Below are 19,375 nucleotides of genomic sequence, written 5' to 3'. Positions count from 1 at the left end.
GCCTCGGGGCTTCTTGAGCGGACAAAACTGGGGAGACTGCAATGAAGAAAATTCTGTTTAGTACTATCGGTATGGTTGTGTTTGGCCTGTCCGCGCCCGCGAGCGCGGCGGATCTTGCGGCGCGTCCCTACACCAAAGCGCCGGCGCCGATGATCGCCACCATCTACGACTGGAGCGGCTTCTACATCGGCATCAACGGCGGTGGCGGATCGAGCCGCAATTGCTGGGACTTCGTGACGCCGGTAGCAGGCGCGCTGATCACCGACGGCTGCCATAACGCAACCGGCGGCACGGTGGGTGGCCAGGTCGGCTATCGCTGGCAGTCCAGCCAGTGGGTGTTTGGCTTCGAAGGCCAAGGCAACTGGGCGGACTTCAGCGGAAGCAATATTAGCCCGACGGCCCTGGGTCAGGAGAACCGTTCAAGGATCGATGCCTTCGGCCTGATTACAGGCCAAATCGGCTATGCGTGGAACAACGTCTTGGTCTACGTGAAAGGCGGCGGCGCGGTCGTGGCCGACAAGTACGACCTCGCCGTCGCACCTGGATTCGTGGGTGCAGGCGGCATCTTTGGTTCGGCCCGCGAAACTCGATGGGGCGGAACGGTTGGCGCAGGTCTCGAATTTGGCTTCACCCCGAACTGGTCGGTTGGCGTCGAGTACGACCACATTTTCCTTGGCCATCGTAACGTCGATTTCACCTTGGGCGGGGCTTTCGTCCAGACCGAACGGATCGGCCAGGACGTCGATATGGGCCTCGTCCGCCTGAACTACCGCTGGGGCGGCCCGATGATCGCGAAGTACTGATCCCCCTGAAATCATTCGAGAAAGGCCGGCCTTGTGCCGGCCTTTTTGTTGCTGGTTCCCGATGGGAACTTTAGGTCAGCGAATGCCACATTTTGCACCCGTTGTGACTTTTGGGAGACGCAACTTGCGGCTTCAATCGTGTAAGCACGTCATCAGTTGGACCACAGCGTCCGATTCTGCTTCCGACGCACGGAAGTCCAAAACAGAAACTGGGACTGGGATTTGTTGAATATGAAAAAGATTTTCTTGGCTTCGGCCTGTCTGCTCGCCCTCACTGGCGCCGCTTCGGCTGCCGATCTGGCGGCTCGCCCCTACACCAAGGCTCCGGTGGCCGTGGCTTCCGTCTACAATTGGACCGGCTTCTACATCGGCGCCAATGCCGGTGGCGGCTCGAGCCACAATTGCTGGGACACGACCAGCGTCGGCGGTGCTGCCGTCCCCACGACGAGCGAGGGTTGCCATGATGCGACCGGCGCTCTCGCCGGCGGTCAAATCGGTTATCGGTGGCAGTCCGCCGCTTGGGTGTTCGGCGTCGAAGCGCAGGGTGATTGGGCTGATCTGAAGGGCTCGAACACAAGCACGCCGGCCGCTTTTTTCCCGCTGGTGAACAATACCAAGATCGACGCCATCGGCCTCTTCACCGGTCAAGTCGGTTACGCTTGGAACAACGTGCTCTGGTACGTGAAGGGCGGCGCGGCCGTCACCCACAACAAGTTCAGCGGCACTCTGGCCGGCGTCACGTTCGGCGAGGCGACCGAGACCCGTTGGGGTGGCGTCGTCGGCACGGGCATCGAGTTCGGTTTCGCGCCGAACTGGTCGGTGGCGATCGAATACGACCACCTGTTCATGGGCAAGCACAGCGACAGCTTCACTGCGTTTGGCCTGCCCTTCCGCACGGACAGCATCAAGCAGGATGTGGATATGGGCACCGTCCGCCTGAACTACACCTTCGGTGGCCCGGTCGTCGCCAAGTACTGAGCTGAAGTACTGATCTTCGCCACCTGCGTCACATCGTTACGAAAGGCCGGCCTTGTGCCGGCCTTTTTGTTTTCGCGGCCCGGCGCGCCGAACCGTCAAGGAATCGTAGGGCGCACGCATTGCGCTCGCGAATTGCTTGAGCGAGTTGGGGATCTGACATGAAAACTTGCGCGCTGGCCGCGGTCGGCTTGTTCGCACTCGGCGCAGTCGCGCCGGCCGGTGCCGCGGATCTCCCGCTCTATAAGGCGCCGGTGGCACCGCTAGCCGCCCTCGAATGGACCGGCGTTTACGGCGGCATCAATGGTGGCGGCGGCCTCGGCCATGCCTGCTGGAGCGTTGTTGCCGTCAGCGGTGTTCCGATCGATCCGGCCGTCGGCGAAGGCTGCCACAATGCCAGCGGCGGCACGGTCGGTGCCCAGCTCGGCTATCGCTGGCAGAAGGCGCACTGGGTTCTCGGCGTCGAAGCCCAGGGTAACTGGGCCGACTTCAAAGGCAACAATGTCAGCCTGGTGCTGGCGCCCCTGAACAACCGGACCAGGATCGACAGCTTTGGTCTGTTCACCGGCCAGCTCGGCTACACCGTGAACAGCCTGCTGTTCTACGGCAAGGCCGGCGCCGCCGTCGCGCACGACAAATACGACGAGTTCATTCCGGGCGTCGGCGTCGTGTCCAACACGCTCAGCCAGACCCGCTGGGGCTACAGCGCGGGCTTCGGCGTGGAATACGCCTTTGCGGAGAACTGGTCGATCGGCGGTGAGTACGACCATCTGTTCCTCGGCCATCACGGCGGCGATCTCGCCAGCAGTATCCTCGTTCCGCCGGGACGCACCGAGCGGATTGGCCAGGACGTCGATATCGGGCTGATCCGCGTCAACTACCGCTGGGGCGGCCCGGTCGTCGCCAAATACTGAGCCAGCTACGAACTCCGGAGGACTCCCTCCAAGGTCCTCCCCATCTGCGGATTCCCCAAGGTCCGCAGTCAATGGTGAACGAAGGGCCGGCCTCGCGGCCGGCCCTTCGCTTGTTCCGGACGACGCAGCTGCTGCAAGACCTGCTGCCAAGTCCCGCCAGCGCGCCAACAATCCGTTGACGATTCGCAAGTCGCACTAGAAATCCGTCTCCGTTCTTCCTACGTTCGCTCGCAACCCCATCGGCGCCGATCCCGGTTCCGGCGAAGCGCGCCTTTTACGTCGGCGCGATCGCGCACCTTTGGGATTCCTTGAGGGCAACTCGGATGGATGAAGTGATCAAGGCGAAGCGCCAACAGCAGAACGCGGGGTCACACCTGCGCGCAATTACGATCCGTGGCGCGCGCGAGCACAACCTCAAGAACATCGACGTCGAGATTCCCCGCGACAAGCTCGTGGTGTTCACCGGCCTCTCCGGCTCCGGCAAATCGTCGCTCGCCTTCGACACCATCTACGCCGAAGGCCAGCGCCGCTATGTCGAGTCGCTCTCGGCCTATGCACGCCAGTTCCTGGAGATGATGCAGAAGCCTGATGTCGACCAGATCGACGGCCTGTCGCCGGCAATCTCGATCGAACAGAAGACGACGTCGAAGAACCCGCGCTCCACCGTCGGCACCGTCACAGAGATTTACGACTACATGCGCCTGCTCTGGGCGCGCGTCGGCGTGCCCTATTCGCCCGCGACCGGACTTCCGATCGAGAGCCAGACCGTCTCGCAGATGGTCGACCGCGTGCTGGCGCTGCCCGAAGGCACTCGCCTCTATCTGCTCGCGCCTGTCGTGCGTGGCCGCAAGGGCGAGTACCGCAAAGAGCTTGCCGAATGGCTCAAGAAGGGCTTTCAGCGCGTCAAGATCGACGGCACCTTTTACGAGCTTGCGGAAGCGCCTGTTCTCGACAAGAAATTCCCGCACGACATCGACGTCGTCGTCGACCGCATCGTGGTGCGCGCCGACATCGGCCAGCGCCTCGCCGAAAGTTTTGAGACCGCACTGAAGCTCGCCGAGGGCCTCGCCGTGGTCGAGTTTGCCGACGCGCCTGCGGCGGCGCCGGTCGAGGAGAAAAAGAAGACCGCAAAAATCCACGACAAGAGCGGCCCCGAGCGGATCCTGTTCTCGGAAAAGTTTGCCTGTCCAGTGTCCGGCTTCACCATCCCCGAGATCGAGCCGCGCCTGTTCTCGTTCAACAACCCCTACGGCGCGTGCCCGGCCTGCGGCGGCCTCGGCGTCGAGCAGCATGTCGATGAAGACCTCGTCATCCCCGACAAGGAGCTCGCGATCGGCAAGGGCGCGATCGCGCCCTGGGCCAAATCGTCGTCGCCCTATTACACGCAGACGCTGACCGCGCTCGGCAAGCACTACAAGTTCACGCTGACCAGCAAGTGGAAGGATCTGCCCAAGAAGACGAGAGACGCGATCCTCCATGGCTCCGGCGAGGACGAGATCAAGTTCTCCTACGAGGACGGCGTCCGTTCCTACGACACCAAGAAGCCGTTCGAAGGCGTCATCACCAATATCAACCGCCGCTACCGCGAAACCGAGAGCGAGTGGGCGCGCGAGGAGCTGGCGAAATACTTCCACGACGTGCCCTGCGGCGCCTGCAACGGTTTCCGGCTCAAGCCCGAGGCGCTCTGCGTCAGAATCGGCGGCAAGCATATCGGCGAGATTTCTGAGCTGTCCGTCAAGGGCGCCGGCGCGTGGTTCGAAACTGTGCCGGAAGCGCTGAACGCGCAGCAGAACGAGATTGCCGGACGCATCCTCAAGGAGATCCGCGAACGCCTCACCTTCCTGCTCGACGTCGGCCTCAACTATCTCACCCTCTCCCGCTCCTCCGGCACGCTGTCCGGCGGCGAGAGCCAGCGCATCCGCCTGGCCTCGCAGATCGGCTCGGGCCTGACGGGCGTGCTCTACGTGCTGGACGAGCCGTCGATCGGCCTGCACCAGCGCGACAACGCGCGCCTGCTCGACACCCTCAAGCGGCTTCGCGACCTCGGCAACACCGTGATCGTGGTCGAACATGACGAGGATGCCATTCTGCTGGCCGACCACGTGCTCGACATCGGCCCCGGCGCCGGCATGCATGGCGGCCACATCATTGCCGAAGGCACGCCCGCCGAGATCATGCGCAACCCGAAATCGCTGACCGGCAAATATCTCACCGGCGAGCTTGAGGTCGAGGTGCCGGAGCGGCGTCCGCCGAACCATCGCCGCACCATCAAGGTGGTGAACGCGCGCGGCAATAACCTCAAGAACGTCACGGCGGAAATTCCGCTCGGCCTGTTCACCGCCGTCACCGGCGTCTCCGGCGGCGGCAAGTCGACGCTGCTGATCGACACGCTCTACAAGGCCATCGCCCGCAAGCTGAACAACGCCAGCGAAGGCGCAGCCCCGCACGACCGCATCGAGGGTCTCGAGCATATCGACAAGATCATCGACATCGACCAGTCGCCAATCGGCCGCACCCCGCGCTCGAACCCCGCAACCTATACCGGCGCCTTCACGCCGATCCGCGAGTGGTTTGCAGGACTGCCCGAAGCCAAGGCGCGCGGCTACGAGCCCGGCCGTTTCTCCTTCAACGTCAAGGGCGGTCGCTGCGAGGCCTGCCAGGGCGACGGCGTCATCAAGATCGAGATGCACTTCCTGCCGGACGTCTACGTCACTTGCGACGTCTGCAAGGGCAAGCGCTACAACCGCGAGACGCTGGAAGTCCTGTTCAAGGGCAAGAGCATCGCCGATGTGCTCGACATGACCGTCGAGGAAGCCGCCGAGTTCTTCAAGGCGGTGCCGCGCGTGCGCGAGACCTTCCAGACCCTGCACCGCGTCGGCCTCGACTACATCCATGTCGGCCAGCAGGCGACGACGCTCTCGGGCGGCGAAGCCCAGCGCGTCAAGCTCGCCAAGGAATTGTCCAAGCGCGCCACCGGCCGCACGCTCTACATTCTGGACGAGCCGACCACCGGCCTGCACTTCCACGACGTCAAGAAGCTGCTGGAGGTGCTGCACGAGTTGGTCGCGCAAGGCAACACGGTCGTCGTCATCGAGCACAATCTCGAAGTCATCAAGACGGCCGACTGGGTCATCGACCTCGGCCCCGAAGGCGGCGACGGCGGCGGCGAAATCGTCGCCTGGGGCCCGCCGGAGGACATCGTGAAAGCGCAGCGGAGCTATACCGGCAAGTTCCTGGAGCCGGTGCTGAAGAAGGCGCGGAAGCCGAAGCGGCGGAGCACGAGCGAGGCGGCGGAGTAAAGGTTCGATGGTCTCGTCCGTGGGACTTCGGGACGAAACTTGCGAGTGTCCGCGATGCCCAGCCGAACCTACACACTCTTCCGCAACGCGTTCTTGCCGAACAGCAAGTGACCTGCGTCTACGAGGGTCGCCATCGCGAGCTTTGCCCGCATATCATCGGCACCAACAGGAGCGGTCAGGAAGCCGTGCTGGCTTGGCAATTTGCCGGCGAAAGCAGCGGGCCACTGCCGCAATGGCGATGCCTGAAGCTCGCCAACGTCAGCGCGGCCCGGGCACGCGGAGGCCGTTGGTACGAGGGTGGCTCGCATCGCACCACGCAGACTTGCGTTAGCACCATTGATCTCGACATCAATGTTCACGTGCGCAAACTGCGGTGACGCGCCTTGGCTCAGAGCAACGCTACAACAGACGGGATCGGAGCCGAACCTCGTCAATCACAATATAACGCCCGAAAAGCCCTTGGCCGAACCGATCGACGGCCTCTAGAAGCCGTGCTCGTAACAGTGGCCCACTGCCCGGATCGACGCGGAGCAAGATCAGGCCTGGAACGGCTTGACCCCGGCGGAAAACAAGCTCGCCGAAATCTTTGTCGGCAGTAAGCAGAAGGCGTCCCTGTTGGGACGCCAGCGCGATGACCTCCACATCGCTCAGACTGGCTGCAAATTCGGCGATATAGAGTACGTCATGACCGGCCGCCCGCAGCGCTCGAGAGACTGTGATGCATTCATCTGCGAGCCAGCGCACGATTCAACGATAAATGATCTCTTCGTCGGCCAAATAATCGGCCGCGAAGGCCTGGGCTGCCCGAATATCATCGGCCGTCAGCCGCGGATGCTCCGCCATGATGACCTCGGGGGTCATGCCGGCTCCGAGCTCGCGCAACACCAATTCGACCGGCACACGCGTCCCGCGGATGACAGGTTTGCCGTCCATGATCGCCGGGTTGATTTCAATACGCTCGTGCCGCATGGCTATCCTCGCATTTGCCAAATATAGCACGCCACGTCCCGCTTGTCAGCGAACTCCAAAACCATCCTCCATGCCCTACTCCCTCGCCATCTTCGACCTCGACGGCACGCTCGTCGATAGCTTTCCCTGGTTCCTCCGCACCATCAACGACGTCGCCGATCGCTTCGGCTTTCGGCGTGTCAGGGATGAGGATGTCGAGGGGCTGCGGCATGCGTCAGCAACATTGATCTCGACATCAACGTTCACGTGCGCAAGCTGCGGTGAGTCTCGCTAGCTCCCCACGAATTCAATAACCGCCTCGCCCCGCGCGACGGCTTCGACAATTTGCGGCATGGCGCCCAGAAACTGGCGGATCAGCGCCCGATTGTCGATGTTGCCGACCCGGACCCAAAGCACAATCGGTCCCTGACGCTTTGCGGCCCGCAGCAGGGAGAAATCACGATCCTTGGTGACGAGAACGGCTGATCGAGAAACAGCCGCACTCCAAATCGTCCCATCGGTCGCATTCGCCATCCCGAACTCGGCGACATGGGTCGCGTCGTATCCGGCTCGACGCATGGCTTCCGCGAGTGCAGGTGGAAGCTGGGCGTCGATCAGGTAGAGCAAGCTATTTGGCCGCTATGATGGGGTGGTCGACCTGACGGGCAGCATAGGCGAGCACCGCGTCGATATCGGCCTCTTCCAGATACGGATAATCTTCGAGGATGCTTTCGCGCGACTGCCCTGCAGATAGCAATCCAAGGACGTCGGCAACCGTGATGCGCAGGTCGCGAATGCACGGGCGTCCATGCATTCGCTGCGGGTCAACCGTAATCCTTGCCAGTAGCTCCGACATCTGCCACCTCTTTGAACCCAATATAGCATCTCTGACTGCATCTGTCAGCGTGTCGCCCGCAGTGTCCGCCCTCCCCATGCCCTACTCCCTCGCCATCTTCGACCTCGACGGCACTCTCGTCGACAGCTTTCCCTGGTTCCTGCGCACCATCAACGACGTCGCCGACCGCTTCGGCTTTCGGCGTGTCAGGGATGAGGATGTCGAGGGGCTGCGGCATGCCTCGACGCGCGAGATCCTCAGCCGGCTCGAGGTGCCCGTGTGGAAGCTGCCGGCGATCGCGCGATATGCGCGGCGGCTGAAGGGAGAAGCGGCGGCGGAGATCTCGCTGTTTGCCGGCGCCAAAACGATGTTGCGGACGCTCGCCGAAAGCGGCGTACAGCTCGCGCTGGTGACGTCGGACAGCGAGGTCAATGCGCGGGCGAAGCTTGGCGCATCGGCCGCACTGTTCTCGCATTTCGACTGCGCGGCTTCGGTGTTCGGCAAGCCCGCCAAATTCCGCCGCGTGATCCGGCAAGCTGGCGTAGAACCGGGCAAGGTCATCGCGATCGGCGACGAGGTTCGTGACATCGAGGCGGCGCGGGCCGTGGGGATTGCCTGCGGCGTGGTCTGCTGGGGCTATGCTGCGCCGGCGGCGTTGCGGGCGCGCGGGCCGGATTACACGTTCGAGCGGATGGACGAGATTGTCTCGTCGCTATGCACGCTGCCGTAGCCCGGACGAGCGAAGCGATATCCGGGACCGCCAGTGGATGAGGACGACTCTGCCCCGCATGTCGCTTCGCTCATGCGGGCTACGTCTACCCCCTACTCCGTCCTCCGCAAGAACGTCCCGAACGCGCGCGGGCCGTCGCCGGTCTTGACCTCGCCGATCACCTTCAGCTCGGCCGCATCGATGATCTCGAGCGTGTTGCTCTCCCAGCAGGCGACGATGATGCGCTTGCCGTCGGCGGTCGCATTGATGCCTTCGGGATAGTCGCCGACATTGATGCGCTTGAGCGGTTTGAACGTCGCAACATCGAACACGCTGACCGTGCCGCCATACTGGTCGGTGACGAAGCCGCGGCCGAGCGTCAGCGCCACGGCATAAGGCCGCATTCCGACCGGCACGCGGCCGATCTCGCGTGCCTCGGCGATGTCGATCACCGAGACATCGTTGGAGCCGACATTGGCGGTGTAGGCGTGCTTGCCCTCGGCATCGATTGTGACGCCGAACGGGCGGGTGCCGACCTTGATGACCGCCTTTCGCTCGCGCGTCGCGGCGTCCACCACCGAGACGCTGTCGTCGTCGCGGTCCGCCGAAAGCAGCAGCTTGCCGTCCGGCGTCACCGCGAGCCCCGACGGCGAGGCGCCGACCGCGATGCTGGCGGTCACGCTACGCGACCCCGCATCGATCACCCGCACCGCGGCCGCGTACCAGTCGGCGACATACACCGTCTTGCCGTCAGGCGTGACGGCAATGCCGAGCGGCCCGCCGCCAACCTCGATGCGGCCGGCGACCTGCCGCGTGGCGGCGTCCACCACCGTCACCGCCTTGGCGTCCGGGCTCGTGACATAGGCAAAGCGGCCGTCCGCGGTGACGGCCACGCCGGCCGGCTTGCCGCCGATCGGGATGGTCGCGACCGCGCGCGATGTGGCGAGATCGACGACCATCAGATCGTCGCTGAGCTGATTGGTGACGAACGCCTCTTCGGCAGAGGCGTTCGCGATGCTGGTAGCGAGCGCCGCCAGGACCAGGATCCGCACGGTTAGCTTCCGCTCTCGATCTTCTTCTTCAGCGCTTCGAGGCCGGTCTGATAGAGGTCCTTCACCGCCTTGACCGAGGCCTCGTCACTCAGCTCCGGCGGCGGATCGTTGTTGGGAAAGCCGCGGTAGAACGCGCCGGCCCATTCCAGCGTCGCGCCCTTGCCGTCGGTGCTCGGCGTCACCGTCAGCGTCGAGGAATAGTTGTTCACCGGAAGAACCTTCACGTCGACGGCGGTGATCCGGTAGGAATATGTCATGGCGGCTGCGTCGAACTTGTAGAGCTCCTCATCGACGATGCCGCCGCCGGTCAGCGTCAGCCGGCGCGTCGCGCCGATCTCGTTGCCCTTCTCGCCCTCGGTCTTGGTCACCGGCGCGAGCCAACTCATGTCCTGGAAATTGCCGATCACGGCCCACACCTTGGCCGCCGGCGCATTGATCTCAATGGACCCCCGCACCTTCTGCCGGGTCGGGCCATGGGCCCAGGCAGCAGTCAGAGCCATTCCCGCCACAGCAAGCACCGCCACCCCGGCGATCGCCCTCACGATCGTCTTCCTCATCTCGTTTCCTCACCCTTGACCATGCGCGGCTTGAGGCGCGCTGAGGCCATGGTAACGCATTTTCGGGCCGTGGGGAGACCGCTTCGTGGCCACGGCATGGCGGGAGCGCTGCTCGCGCCCCACAAGCCCTTGCGTTGCCTGGCGGGCAAAACACGCCAGACGATGGTCAATGCTCTCAGGGTAAAATAATTCGCTTTACGCGAATTCGGAAATGCATCATAGTCGGGCCATCCCAACCCGGCCGAGGGGCGCTATCGCGATCGTCACGACACGCGGGATGGGACGTGGTGGACGTGGATTACATCGGCGCGAAGGGATTTGCAGGGCGGGCAACCGTGAGCGAAAACGTCGCGCGCGCGACCGGTGTGATCGGCGTACGGCGAAATCGTGTGGTCCTGGCGCCCGGGGTCTGTGCGCCAAGTCTTGCGGTGACGGCTGTGGCCCGACCGGGCGCATACGTCAGCCATCCGTGAGGCGACGGGGGCAATAGTGCATCGCTCCCCGGGGAGAGCGCGACATAAGCCGTAAACCCACTGCGCAGGGAAGGCCGGATGTTTGGCTTCACCTGTATGCCGCTGTGCAACCTCTTGTAGCGCAACCATCGCACAGTGGACCGCGGGTGTCAGCCGGCACCCGGCCTTCCCTGCGCCCTCGGCACTTTCGAGGGCGGCAACCACCGCAAGGCTCGGGCACCGACGTGCCGCGAGGACGCGAAAACATGTCCGCGATTCTCAAACGCCGACGGGAAGACATAGCTTACTCACGTCTTGCTTGCGGGAGGCTTGCCGGAGAGATCGCATACGATGCGGCGCTTGGACGCAAGCAGCACCTAAGGTTGCCGCCCAGAATCGCAGTAATGAATTGCAACAATGTTTCTGCGTGCTGGCATGAGGCCAGCCCTGCCTTGCGACCCGGCAATGATTGACGGACGTCCAGGACCCGCCGAGCCGTCAGGAATTCCCCATGGTGTCCACCTATTTTGGCTATAGCTACGTCGCGCGCAATCTCGCACAGACCCTGACGCGGGTGGCGCAGCAATCGGACGTATCGCGCGATGCCGCCTATTACAAAGCCAACATCGGCAAGGTGCACACCGTTGACGATCTGATGAATGATTATCGCCTGTATCACTACGTCACGAAGGCCTACGGCCTGGAAGACATGGCCTACGCCAAGGCTTTCATGAAGAAAGTGCTGCAGAGCAACCTCTCGGACTCAAAGAGCTTTGCCAACACGCTGATCGACAAGCGCTACCGGGAGTTTGCCGCGGCATTTTCCTTCGGTGGCGGTGAAACGAAGGTTGCGCAATCGGGCGACCAGACCGACGATATCATCGACCTGTACACAGCGGCCATGAAGAGCAACGTCGATGCCGTCGCCGCCGACACGAGCTACTACAACGCCACGATCGGCAGCGTGACCAGCGCCGACCAGCTTCTCGACGACGATCGCCTTCGCAACTATGTCGCCTCGGCATTCGGGATCGATCAAAGCAAGTGGCCGCGTGACACGATCAAGCAGGTCCTGTCCAGCGATCCATCCGATCCGAACAGCTACGTCAATGTCACCTTCTCGTCTCAGCTGAATGGCCTGAACGCCCAGCTTGCGCAAGCCAAATCGGATGCGACCGACGCCAGTTCGAAGATCGCCGACTATACGACGCAACTGTCGCAGCCCGGCGCCGACGTCAACCAGCTGAACGTGCAGATATTGGTCGAAAAATACCGCCTGCAGTCGGCCGTGAGCAGCATCTCCAGCACCAACGACGCCATCGCGACGACCGGCCGGTTCATGGCTCTGGCCGGCGCGTTCGAGTTTTCCGCCGATGGATCGCTTCCACCGGGTACGCCGGCGCAGACCGCTGCAAACATCGCCAGCACGACCCAGAGCTTTGACGACAGCAAGTCGGCCGTCTATTCGGCGGCAAGCCCGTTGCAGGAAGCCCTGGTCATCGGGCAATTCAGAAAAGCCATCCCCAAAGTGACGTCACTCCAGACGCTCGTCTCCACGCCGGGCGCGTATAATTTTGCACTGGCAGCCGTCGGCCTCGACCCCACACAAGTCTCACAATCCACTGTGAAGGCTGTTCTCGAAAGCGATCTCAACGATCCCAAGAGCTACGTCTATACGCTCAAGGACGATCGATACGTCAAGCTCGCGCGCGCGTTCAACTTTGACGCAAAAGGCAATCTGACGACGCCCCTGGCGGCTCAGGATTCGGCGGAAGTCCTCGATATTGCGAAGGATTACATTATTGCGAAACTGAAATCTGCAAGCAAGCAGGACCAGGCGAAAGTCAAGGCTCAAGCGCAGAAGGACGCGACGGACTATCAACAATCGATCGGCGACATCAACAGCGTTTCCGACCTGCTCGCAAACAAGAAGATGGTCGACTTCATTCTGGTCGCCAAGGGTCTGGACCCCGCGAAAGTGACCACCGCCTATCTGAAGAAGATCTTCGCCTCTAATCTGACCGATCCCAAGAGCTTCGCAAATACGCAGAGCGACCCTCGCTTCGCAGAGATTGCGGCGTCGTTCAATTTTGACAGCAAGGGCGACGTCGCGCGTCTTCCGATGATGGGTCCGCAAAAGCGCGATCAATTCCTGGCAACGCAAAAGAACTATCTCGAGCAAAGCCTGGAGCAGCAGCAGGGCGATACGAATCCCGGCGTCCGCCTGGCACTGTATTTCCAGCGCAAGGCGGGAGAAATCACGTCCGCCTATGACATCCTTGCCGACAAGGCCCTTTCGGAGGTGTTCAGGACCACCTACGACTTGCCTGACCAGATGGCTTCAATGCAGATCGATCAGCAAGCCAAGATCGTGGAAAAATACCTCAATCTTAGAGATCTCGGGGATCCCACCAAAGTTGCAAAGCTGCTGAGCCGCTTCTCGGCCATGTATGACGCCAGGAACGCCAGCCAGACCTACTCGCCCGTGCTCGACCTCTTTCAGGGATCGAGCTCGGGGACATCAGGCTTCAGTGAATCGACATATCTGGCCATGGCGAAAGTGCGCGCCAAGCCGTGGTGATCGTCCGCTGTCATTGCGAGCGCAGCGAAGATTCCATGGGGAGTGGATAGCGACCAGATCTGAGGCCAGACTGAGGTTGCTAAATCCATTCAACCTGGAGACGACGATGTTGCTCGATCATCCTTCCGACGGACCGGCCGCTATCCGCACGCAGTTTGGCGCAATTTTTGTGTCATTGGAACTGAGCCGCTCGACATGGCTGGTGACCTCGCTGTCGCCCGGCAAGGGCGAGAAGATGTCCAGACACAGCGTGGAGGCCGGTGATATTGCGGCGCTCTTGAAGCTGTTTGCAGAGCTGAAGCAGAAGGCCCTGGCCCGAACGGGGGAGAACTATCCGATCATCACCATCCAGGAGGCTGGACTGGATGGGTTCTGGCTTCACCGCGCTTTGCAGCAGGAGGGCATTGAAAGCCACGTGGTCGATCCGGCCTCGATCGCGACGCCGCGCCGGCGCCGGCGGGCCAAGACGGACAGGCTCGATGGCGAGACGCTGCTGCGGTCGCTTCTGGCCTACAAGCGCGGCGAGCCGCGGGTCTGCGCGATGGTGGTTGCTCCTTCACCGGAGGACGAGGATCGCCGCCGACTTTGCCGCGAGCGGCGGACATTGATCGCGGAGCGGATCGAGCACGTCAACCGGATCAAGGGGCTGCTGTTTGCACAAGGGATATCCGGCTATGTGCCGCTGCGGCGCGACCGCAAGGCACGGCTCGAGGCCTTGCGCACCGGGGACGGGCGCCCGTTGCCGCAGCATTTGAAGGCGCAGGTCGGCCGCGAGCTCGCCCGGCTCGAACTGCTGCTCGAGCAGATCGCGGCGGTGGAGCGCGAGCAAGAGGCGCTACTGACGGCGAGCAAGCCAACCGGCGAGAAGGCTGCATCGGACCCGGTCACCATGCTGCTCGGCCTGAAGAGCCTGGGCCCGAACTTCGCTGCCGTTCTCTGGACGGAAGCCTTCTGGCGCCAGTTTGCCAACCGCCGCCAGGTCGCCTCCTATGCGGGGCTTGCGGCCACGCCATGGCGCAGCGGCGGTATCGAGCGCGAGCAGGGCGTGTCGAAGGCCGGCAATCCGCGGCTGAGAACCACGATGATCCAGCTCGCCTGGTTGTGGATACGCCACCAGCCCCAATCGGCTCTGACCCAATGGTTCAAGGCCAACAGCCAGCGCGGCCGCAAGCGCGCGATCGTGGCGTTGGCGCGCAAGCTGCTGGTTGCCTTGTGGAAGTATGTCACCCAGGGCGTCGTGATCGAGGGGGCCGTGATGAAGCCTGCCGCCTGAGCCCTCTTCACCACCTCAAAACCAATCTGCCGAGGTCCGATCGAACCTCGGCCGATCCGGGTGGACGAACCGATGGATTGCATGGCTTCAAACGCCGCAACGAAGAATGGCCTCGTCCTCTCGAGCCTGCCCGCCGCAAGCGGAATGTTGGTGCTGTCGCTATCACGCGACGACCGAATGTGAGTTTGATCTGGCAAGCAAAACCAGATTGTCAAAACTGGCTCGAACCTGAGATCGCCTGACGACAAGGAGTTATCCGCCCGACCACCAAAGCCTGATGGCGTGCTCGCTCAAGTCAAGGTCAAGCCGCTTCGCGGCGGCCCTACGGGCCGACCTTGACTCGATCTGCGCGCGCCATCCGAAGGGCCCCATGGTCGGGACGAAGAGCTGGCTGCAATCGAACAAAAAGCTGAACTACCACCTTGACACACCAAATCCCCATGTGAGCAATCCAGACCGTCTCCGCGGAAAGATTCTGGATTGCTTCGCTGCGCTCGCAATGACGATTGAGAGAGCGAGTGGTGACAGCAAGGTTTGGCCGTTGATGCAGTTGGATCGTGGTGTCGGGTATCGGGCACGCATGCCGTGAGAACTTCGAGGTTGTCATCTCGCTGCTTGGATGAAGAATGCTGAAGCTTTCAGCCGAAGCCCCATCAGGCCGCGTTGGCGGGCTTGACCCGTCGAGCGATTTCCGCGCCCTTCTCCCGCTCGACGAGACCAATGTCGTACTGGCCTTGCAAGTCCAGCCAGAATTGAGGGCTATTGCCGAAATAGCGACCAAGTCGCACCGCGGTGTCCGCCGAGATACCTCGGCGTCCGTTCAGAATATCGGTGATCCGCCCCGAAGGAACGCCGATATCGAGCGAAAGCCTGTTCGCACTGAGCCCGCGCGCAACCAATTCGCGTTTGAGCAACCGTCCGGGATGAACGAGTGGAGCCATGGATGTCAGCCCTTGGCAAGAACATACTACGGAAGTCGATGAACGACAATTGATGATACATTCACTCCGCCAGCCTCGCCTCGACGAAGCCGCGCGGGTCGGCGCAGAATTCCCGCATCACCCGGTAATGATCGGTCTGCTCCACTGTTGTCGGCTCAAGTCCGTATTTGCCCAATCGCAGCAGCTGCGCTTTGGGATAGGCCATCAGCAGCGGCGCATGGGTTGCCATGATGACTTGGCAGATTCGGGAGTCCTCCATGCGTCGCAGCAGCTTGAGGAATTCGATCTGCCGCGAGGGCGACAGCGCGGATTCCGGCTCGTCGAAAATAAAGATGCCTTGTCGCCGGCAGCGCTCTTCGAAAAAGCGCAAAAAACCTTCGCCGTGCGAATGCGACAAAAAATCCGGAGGGGGACCACCCGGCAATCCCATCCTCATGTCTTCCAGCGCCATTTGGTCGAGCCATCTGGCCACCGAAAAGAAGCTCTCAGCGCGGAAAAACCAACCGTTGGTGATCTTGGGCAGCCAACTCGCGCGGAGCGCCGTCGAAAGGCGACTGCCCATCTTTTCCAGCGCATCGGAATGATCGACCGGCCTGTAACCATTGCCGCCGCCTGCATCGTCGAAGCCCGCAAGTGCTGCAATCCCTTCGAGGATCGTAGATTTCCCTGTGCCGTTTTCACCAACGATGATGGTGATCGATGCTTCAAAACGAAGCTCAAAGTCAGCCGCGAATATCGGGAGACAGAACGGATAGGCCTCACGTGCGCCAACGCGTGCCTGATCCAGCCAGACCCGCTTCAGATACGGTGCCGGCAGGTTGATCGTCCGGTTGCCCCTTCGGCTCATGACCTCTCTGTCTACTCCCATCAACGGCACGGCCGCTCGATGGAACATAACAGGAACAACAGGCTTGGGGAAGTAGCAATGGCGGCCAGCAACAAGCCCCGGTCGGGCCTAAACCAACACTTCCAGCACCAGCTCCATCGTCATCAGCACGGGATTGTCGCCGCGGACCAGGCGGCCTGCGGCGATGCCGCCGGTGTGGTCGATCAGGGCGACGTCGAGCGCAGCTTCGAGTGCGCCAGACGCGCCCGGCGCGATCGTCCCGGCGGTTATCGCCAGCTCCGTGGCAAACGGCTCGGTCACGCCGCCATGGGTGAAGCGCGCACCGATGGTCGAGCCGACGCCACCGTGGATTTTCGCGCGCGCAATGCCGTGACAGCGGCAGAAGCCTTCGAGGCAGAAGGCAAAATCCTGATTGGGACGCAGGCGCAGCGCAAAGGCGCGGCTGGTCGTGCGCGCACCGGTGCTCGCAGAGACGACCGGCCCGAACAGCTTGAAATTGGTCTCGGGGTCGGGCTCGGCGGTGAACATCGCGCCGTCAACGCCAAAGGCCTGGACCTCGAACGGCTCGGCGACAACAGTCTCGTCCGGCAGCATGTGGCCGCCGCTCGCCTTGCCGTCCGCCTCGGTCCACAGCCCGTGGCAATGAAAGAACGCAGCGCCGTCTCGGATGCCGAGCGTCATGCTGCCGAGCCTGGTGCGCGTCACGCCTGCGGGCCGATACGTGTCGCTGTAGAACGCCGCATTCTCGCCGGTCTTCGACAGCGCCGGCATCACATAACCGAACGGCCCGAGCGCGCCGTGGCCGAAATTCAGCACGCCACCCGCAAACCCTTCCGCGGCAAAACCGCGGCGCGCGGCTTCGAGCAGCGGCACGCCGGCTTGAAGTGTGAACGAAAAGGCGCGTCCCCTCGCCGCCACCCACTGGATACGTTCGACGGCGGGCGTGCCCGGCTGCTTGATACTCCGCATCACGTAAACTCAGCCCGTCTTGGTCTTGTCGAGACCGAGCAGCCCGCGCGCCTCGAGCTCGTCGCGCACCATGCGCTTCGGCACCTTGCCATAGCCGGATTTCGGCAGCGCGTCCCAGAAGAAGAAACGTTTCGGCATCTTGTAGCGCGGCACCTTCGGCGACAGGAACGCCGCCATCTCGGCTTCGCTCACGGGCTTCGCGCCGTCGCGCGCGACGCAGACGGCGATTCCGACCTCGCCCCAGGTCGCATCGGGCACGCCGAGCACGGCGACCTCACCGACCGCAGGGTGCGTCAAGATCTTCTCCTCGATCTCGCGCGGATAGATGTTGGAGCCGCCAGAGATGTACATGTCGGACGCACGGCCGGTGATGTAGACGAACCCCTCCTCGTCCATATGGCCGAGATCGCCGGTGCGGAACCAGCCGTTGCGGAACGCCTTCGCGTTGGCCTCGGGGTTATCGTAGTAGCCGGCAAGCACAGCAGGCCCGATCACGCAGATCTCACCGCTCTGGTTGGCCTTCAGCTCGCGGCCCTCGTCGTCCTGGATCGAGACCTGCATGCCGGTGCGCTCGAAGCCGCAGGTGCCGATCTTGGCATGCGGGCCGTCCTCGGGGTCGTGCAGCGCCGCCGGCAGCACGGTGATGTTGCCGGTGACCTCGCCGAGGCCAAAATACTGCACGATGACCTTGCCGAGCTTCTTCAGCGCGGCTTTCTGGTCCTCGCGATACATCGGCGCGCCCGCATAGATCACGTGACGCAGCGAAGAGTGATCGTACTTGTCGACGGCGGGGTGCTCGACCATCATCTTCAAAATCGTCGGTACCGTGAAGAGATTGCCGACCCGATACGTCGCGATCAGGCGGAACGCCTCGTCGATGTCGAATTTCTCGGTCGGCAGCAGCACGGTGCAGACGCCGCGGGCGGTCTGCACCAGCTGATGCACGCCGGCGCCATGCGACAGCGGCGCCACCACCAGCGATGCATCGGCTTCCGTCACCCCGGGCGTCAGATCGGCGAGATGGTTGGTGACGACAAAGCCCATCTGGCCGTGGGTCAGCACCGCGGCCTTGGAGCGGCCGGTGGTGCCGGACGTGAAGAAGAACCAGCAGGGATCGTCGTGCTCGACGGCAACGTTCTCGACCACTTGGCCCGCCTGCGAAACGATGGCCTCGGCCACCGAGCGCTCGCCGAACGATGCCTTGCCGTCGATGCTCCAGGTGAATTCGAGCGCACCACCGGTCACGGCCGCGGCGTGCTCGTGAAAATCGACATGGCACAAAAATGCCTTCGCGCCGGAGGCCTGTGCGAGATAGGCCACCTCATCCGGCATCAGGCGGAAATTGGTGGGCACCCAGACCGCGCCGAGCCGGAACGCCGCGAACATCGAGACAAACATCTCGTCGCCATTCTTGGAATGAACGAGAATGCGGTCGCCCTTGGCGATGCCGCGCGCGGCAAGCGCCGCGGCCAGCGCGGAGACCTGCGCATCGATCTCGCGCCAGGTCCAGGATTTCTTGCCCCAGACGAAACCGGGACGCGATCCATGCCGCCGCGCATTCTGCGTCAGCATGTAGGCAAGATTCATCACGCGGCGGGACATGCGGAGCGGCTGCATCGAGCTTCCTCTTCGACGGCAGACGGCACGCAAGCCGTCCGCTCATTGCGGCCCATTTATCGCCATCATCCGTGGCGTAGCAAGGCCGCCCGACACTGGATCACCCGTGCGCTCATTCAAGGAATTTTAAACATGATCGAGGCAACCTCAGCCAGTATCCGCGTACAGAGTACCGCCTCATGGTCAAAGCGCCCGTCGTCCTCCTGCTCACGCTGGCGCTCGCCGGATGTGCTGTGGCCCCGCAAGCTCATCTGGCATCCGATCCCGCCTTCAGGCCCGCGCGCTATGCCTGGGATGGCGCGGGCGAGGATCCCAACCGGCCTCATGCCGCTGCCGAGCCATCGCATGCGATGCGTGCTGCCGTATCCGAGCGCGCCAAGCTGCAAGCCGGGTTCCAGCCCTATTCGAAGGAGTGGTGGCAGGCCCAGGACGGCATCGAGGCCGAGCAGGACGCCAAGGTCAATCGCTCGCTCGTCATCTGCCAGGGCTGCCTCCCCGCAAAGCCTCAGCCGGAAGATTCTCGCCTCGCCAAGGCGGCCGACTGAACCGAACGACCGATGGCGGGGCCGCCTTCGTCCGAGGCCTGGTCGATCCGCAAGATGC

19 protein-coding genes and 1 pseudogene are annotated in these 19,375 nt (G+C 62.9%); 10 read left to right on the top strand and 10 right to left on the bottom strand.

Going from position 1 to position 19,375, the window contains the following annotated elements:
• Nucleotides 1-41: 41 nt before the first annotated feature.
• The 5 genes from JJC00_RS20095 to JJC00_RS20075 all read left to right on the top strand — a co-directional run bounded on the left by JJC00_RS20095 (nucleotide 42) and on the right by JJC00_RS20075 (nucleotide 6,368).
• Nucleotides 42-803 (top strand): outer membrane protein, encoded by a 762-nt coding sequence (locus tag JJC00_RS20095; RefSeq protein WP_200467708.1) that lies wholly within the window; start codon nucleotides 42-44, stop codon nucleotides 801-803.
• A gap of 231 nt (nucleotides 804-1,034) precedes the next feature.
• On the top strand, nucleotides 1,035-1,781 hold the full coding sequence (locus JJC00_RS20090) for an outer membrane protein (protein WP_200467707.1): 747 nt from the start codon (nucleotides 1,035-1,037) through the stop codon (nucleotides 1,779-1,781).
• Between the two features lie 158 nt (nucleotides 1,782-1,939).
• Complete coding sequence (locus tag JJC00_RS20085; protein WP_200467706.1) at nucleotides 1,940-2,692, top strand: outer membrane protein; 753 nt, start codon at nucleotides 1,940-1,942, stop codon at nucleotides 2,690-2,692.
• 323 nt (nucleotides 2,693-3,015) lie between these two features.
• Nucleotides 3,016-5,991, top strand: a complete 2,976-nt coding sequence (gene uvrA / locus JJC00_RS20080; RefSeq protein ID WP_200467705.1) for an excinuclease ABC subunit UvrA — start codon at nucleotides 3,016-3,018, stop codon at nucleotides 5,989-5,991.
• Nucleotides 5,992-6,098: 107 nt separating this feature from the next.
• Nucleotides 6,099-6,368: a hypothetical protein gene (locus JJC00_RS20075; protein ID WP_200467704.1), complete on the top strand. Its 270-nt coding sequence runs from the start codon at nucleotides 6,099-6,101 to the stop codon at nucleotides 6,366-6,368.
• A gap of 22 nt (nucleotides 6,369-6,390) precedes the next feature.
• Here JJC00_RS20075 and JJC00_RS20070 read toward each other — a convergent pair whose 3' ends face one another.
• Both JJC00_RS20070 and JJC00_RS20065 read right to left on the bottom strand, forming a co-directional pair.
• Entirely contained in the window at nucleotides 6,391-6,735 is a 345-nt protein-coding gene (locus JJC00_RS20070; protein ID WP_200467703.1) for a DUF5615 family PIN-like protein, read from the bottom strand.
• A 3-nt stretch (nucleotides 6,736-6,738) separates the two neighbouring features.
• A complete protein-coding gene (locus JJC00_RS20065; RefSeq protein WP_200467702.1) occupies nucleotides 6,739-6,960 on the bottom strand; it encodes a DUF433 domain-containing protein in 222 nt (73 codons plus the stop codon).
• A gap of 70 nt (nucleotides 6,961-7,030) precedes the next feature.
• Between JJC00_RS20065 and JJC00_RS20060 the strand changes: the two are divergent.
• A pseudogene (locus tag JJC00_RS20060) lies at nucleotides 7,031-7,180 on the top strand (HAD hydrolase-like protein); the annotation flags it as partial.
• A 50-nt stretch (nucleotides 7,181-7,230) separates the two neighbouring features.
• Here JJC00_RS20060 and JJC00_RS20055 read toward each other — a convergent pair.
• Entirely contained in the window at nucleotides 7,231-7,566 is a 336-nt protein-coding gene (locus tag JJC00_RS20055; RefSeq protein ID WP_200467701.1) for a DUF5615 family PIN-like protein, read from the bottom strand.
• Nucleotide 7,567: 1 nt separating this feature from the next.
• Nucleotides 7,568-7,795, bottom strand: a complete 228-nt coding sequence (locus JJC00_RS20050; protein WP_130212464.1) for a DUF433 domain-containing protein — start codon at nucleotides 7,793-7,795, stop codon at nucleotides 7,568-7,570.
• A 76-nt stretch (nucleotides 7,796-7,871) separates the two neighbouring features.
• Between JJC00_RS20050 and JJC00_RS20045 the strand changes: the two genes are divergently transcribed.
• Entirely contained in the window at nucleotides 7,872-8,504 is a 633-nt protein-coding gene (locus JJC00_RS20045) for an HAD-IA family hydrolase (protein ID WP_200467700.1), read from the top strand.
• A 92-nt stretch (nucleotides 8,505-8,596) separates the two neighbouring features.
• On the opposite strand, the gene JJC00_RS20040 is transcribed toward JJC00_RS20045, so the two are convergent.
• Both JJC00_RS20040 and JJC00_RS20035 read right to left on the bottom strand, forming a co-directional pair.
• Nucleotides 8,597-9,535: a cytochrome D1 domain-containing protein gene (locus JJC00_RS20040; protein WP_200467699.1), complete on the bottom strand. Its 939-nt coding sequence runs from the start codon at nucleotides 9,533-9,535 to the stop codon at nucleotides 8,597-8,599.
• A gap of 2 nt (nucleotides 9,536-9,537) precedes the next feature.
• Nucleotides 9,538-10,092 (bottom strand): SRPBCC family protein, encoded by a 555-nt coding sequence (locus tag JJC00_RS20035; protein ID WP_200467698.1) that lies wholly within the window; start codon nucleotides 10,090-10,092, stop codon nucleotides 9,538-9,540.
• Between the two features lie 963 nt (nucleotides 10,093-11,055).
• Here JJC00_RS20035 and JJC00_RS20030 point away from each other — a divergent pair.
• Entirely contained in the window at nucleotides 11,056-13,125 is a 2,070-nt protein-coding gene (locus JJC00_RS20030; protein WP_200467697.1) for a DUF1217 domain-containing protein, read from the top strand.
• 106 nt (nucleotides 13,126-13,231) lie between these two features.
• Nucleotides 13,232-14,398, top strand: coding sequence for an IS110 family transposase (locus tag JJC00_RS20025; protein WP_200467696.1), 1,167 nt, complete (start codon nucleotides 13,232-13,234; stop codon nucleotides 14,396-14,398).
• Nucleotides 14,399-15,051: 653 nt separating this feature from the next.
• Here the strand turns inward: JJC00_RS20025 and JJC00_RS20020 are convergent.
• The 4 genes from JJC00_RS20020 to JJC00_RS20005 all read right to left on the bottom strand — a co-directional run bounded on the left by JJC00_RS20020 (nucleotide 15,052) and on the right by JJC00_RS20005 (nucleotide 18,772).
• Nucleotides 15,052-15,339, bottom strand: a complete 288-nt coding sequence (locus JJC00_RS20020; protein ID WP_200467695.1) for a HigA family addiction module antitoxin — start codon at nucleotides 15,337-15,339, stop codon at nucleotides 15,052-15,054.
• Between the two features lie 61 nt (nucleotides 15,340-15,400).
• Nucleotides 15,401-16,186, bottom strand: coding sequence for an AAA family ATPase (locus tag JJC00_RS20015; RefSeq protein ID WP_200467694.1), 786 nt, complete (start codon nucleotides 16,184-16,186; stop codon nucleotides 15,401-15,403).
• Between the two features lie 108 nt (nucleotides 16,187-16,294).
• Entirely contained in the window at nucleotides 16,295-17,155 is an 861-nt protein-coding gene (locus JJC00_RS20010; RefSeq protein WP_200467693.1) for a PCC domain-containing protein, read from the bottom strand.
• A 9-nt stretch (nucleotides 17,156-17,164) separates the two neighbouring features.
• A complete protein-coding gene (locus tag JJC00_RS20005) occupies nucleotides 17,165-18,772 on the bottom strand; it encodes an acyl-CoA synthetase (RefSeq protein ID WP_200467692.1) in 1,608 nt (535 codons plus the stop codon).
• Nucleotides 18,773-18,951: 179 nt separating this feature from the next.
• On the opposite strand from JJC00_RS20005, the gene JJC00_RS20000 reads away from it, so the two are divergent.
• Nucleotides 18,952-19,317, top strand: coding sequence for a hypothetical protein (locus JJC00_RS20000; RefSeq protein WP_200467691.1), 366 nt, complete (start codon nucleotides 18,952-18,954; stop codon nucleotides 19,315-19,317).
• Nucleotides 19,318-19,375 lie beyond the last annotated feature (58 nt).

Source organism: Bradyrhizobium diazoefficiens (genome assembly GCF_016616885.1).
GTDB lineage: Bacteria > Pseudomonadota > Alphaproteobacteria > Rhizobiales > Xanthobacteraceae > Bradyrhizobium > Bradyrhizobium diazoefficiens_F.
This window is presented reverse-complemented; position numbering and strand designations above follow the sequence as displayed.

Bases quoted from the DNA above. Each gene is read 5' to 3' on its own strand.
- JJC00_RS20095 (WP_200467708.1), top strand. From the start codon at position 42: ATGAAGAAAATTCTGTTTAGTACTATCGGTATGGTTGTGTTTGGCCTG.
- JJC00_RS20090 (WP_200467707.1), top strand. From the start codon at position 1,035: ATGAAAAAGATTTTCTTGGCTTCGGCCTGTCTGCTCGCCCTCACTGGC.
- JJC00_RS20085 (WP_200467706.1), top strand. From the start codon at position 1,940: ATGAAAACTTGCGCGCTGGCCGCGGTCGGCTTGTTCGCACTCGGCGCA.
- uvrA (WP_200467705.1), top strand. From the start codon at position 3,016: ATGGATGAAGTGATCAAGGCGAAGCGCCAACAGCAGAACGCGGGGTCA.
- JJC00_RS20065 (WP_200467702.1), bottom strand. From the start codon at position 6,960: ATGCGGCACGAGCGTATTGAAATCAACCCGGCGATCATGGACGGCAAA.
- JJC00_RS20050 (WP_130212464.1), bottom strand. From the start codon at position 7,795: ATGTCGGAGCTACTGGCAAGGATTACGGTTGACCCGCAGCGAATGCAT.
- JJC00_RS20045 (WP_200467700.1), top strand. From the start codon at position 7,872: ATGCCCTACTCCCTCGCCATCTTCGACCTCGACGGCACTCTCGTCGAC.
- JJC00_RS20035 (WP_200467698.1), bottom strand. From the start codon at position 10,092: ATGAGGAAGACGATCGTGAGGGCGATCGCCGGGGTGGCGGTGCTTGCT.
- JJC00_RS20030 (WP_200467697.1), top strand. From the start codon at position 11,056: ATGGTGTCCACCTATTTTGGCTATAGCTACGTCGCGCGCAATCTCGCA.
- JJC00_RS20025 (WP_200467696.1), top strand. From the start codon at position 13,232: ATGTTGCTCGATCATCCTTCCGACGGACCGGCCGCTATCCGCACGCAG.
- JJC00_RS20020 (WP_200467695.1), bottom strand. From the start codon at position 15,339: ATGGCTCCACTCGTTCATCCCGGACGGTTGCTCAAACGCGAATTGGTT.
- JJC00_RS20015 (WP_200467694.1), bottom strand. From the start codon at position 16,186: ATGAGCCGAAGGGGCAACCGGACGATCAACCTGCCGGCACCGTATCTG.
- JJC00_RS20010 (WP_200467693.1), bottom strand. From the start codon at position 17,155: ATGCGGAGTATCAAGCAGCCGGGCACGCCCGCCGTCGAACGTATCCAG.
- JJC00_RS20005 (WP_200467692.1), bottom strand. From the start codon at position 18,772: ATGCAGCCGCTCCGCATGTCCCGCCGCGTGATGAATCTTGCCTACATG.
- JJC00_RS20000 (WP_200467691.1), top strand. From the start codon at position 18,952: ATGGTCAAAGCGCCCGTCGTCCTCCTGCTCACGCTGGCGCTCGCCGGA.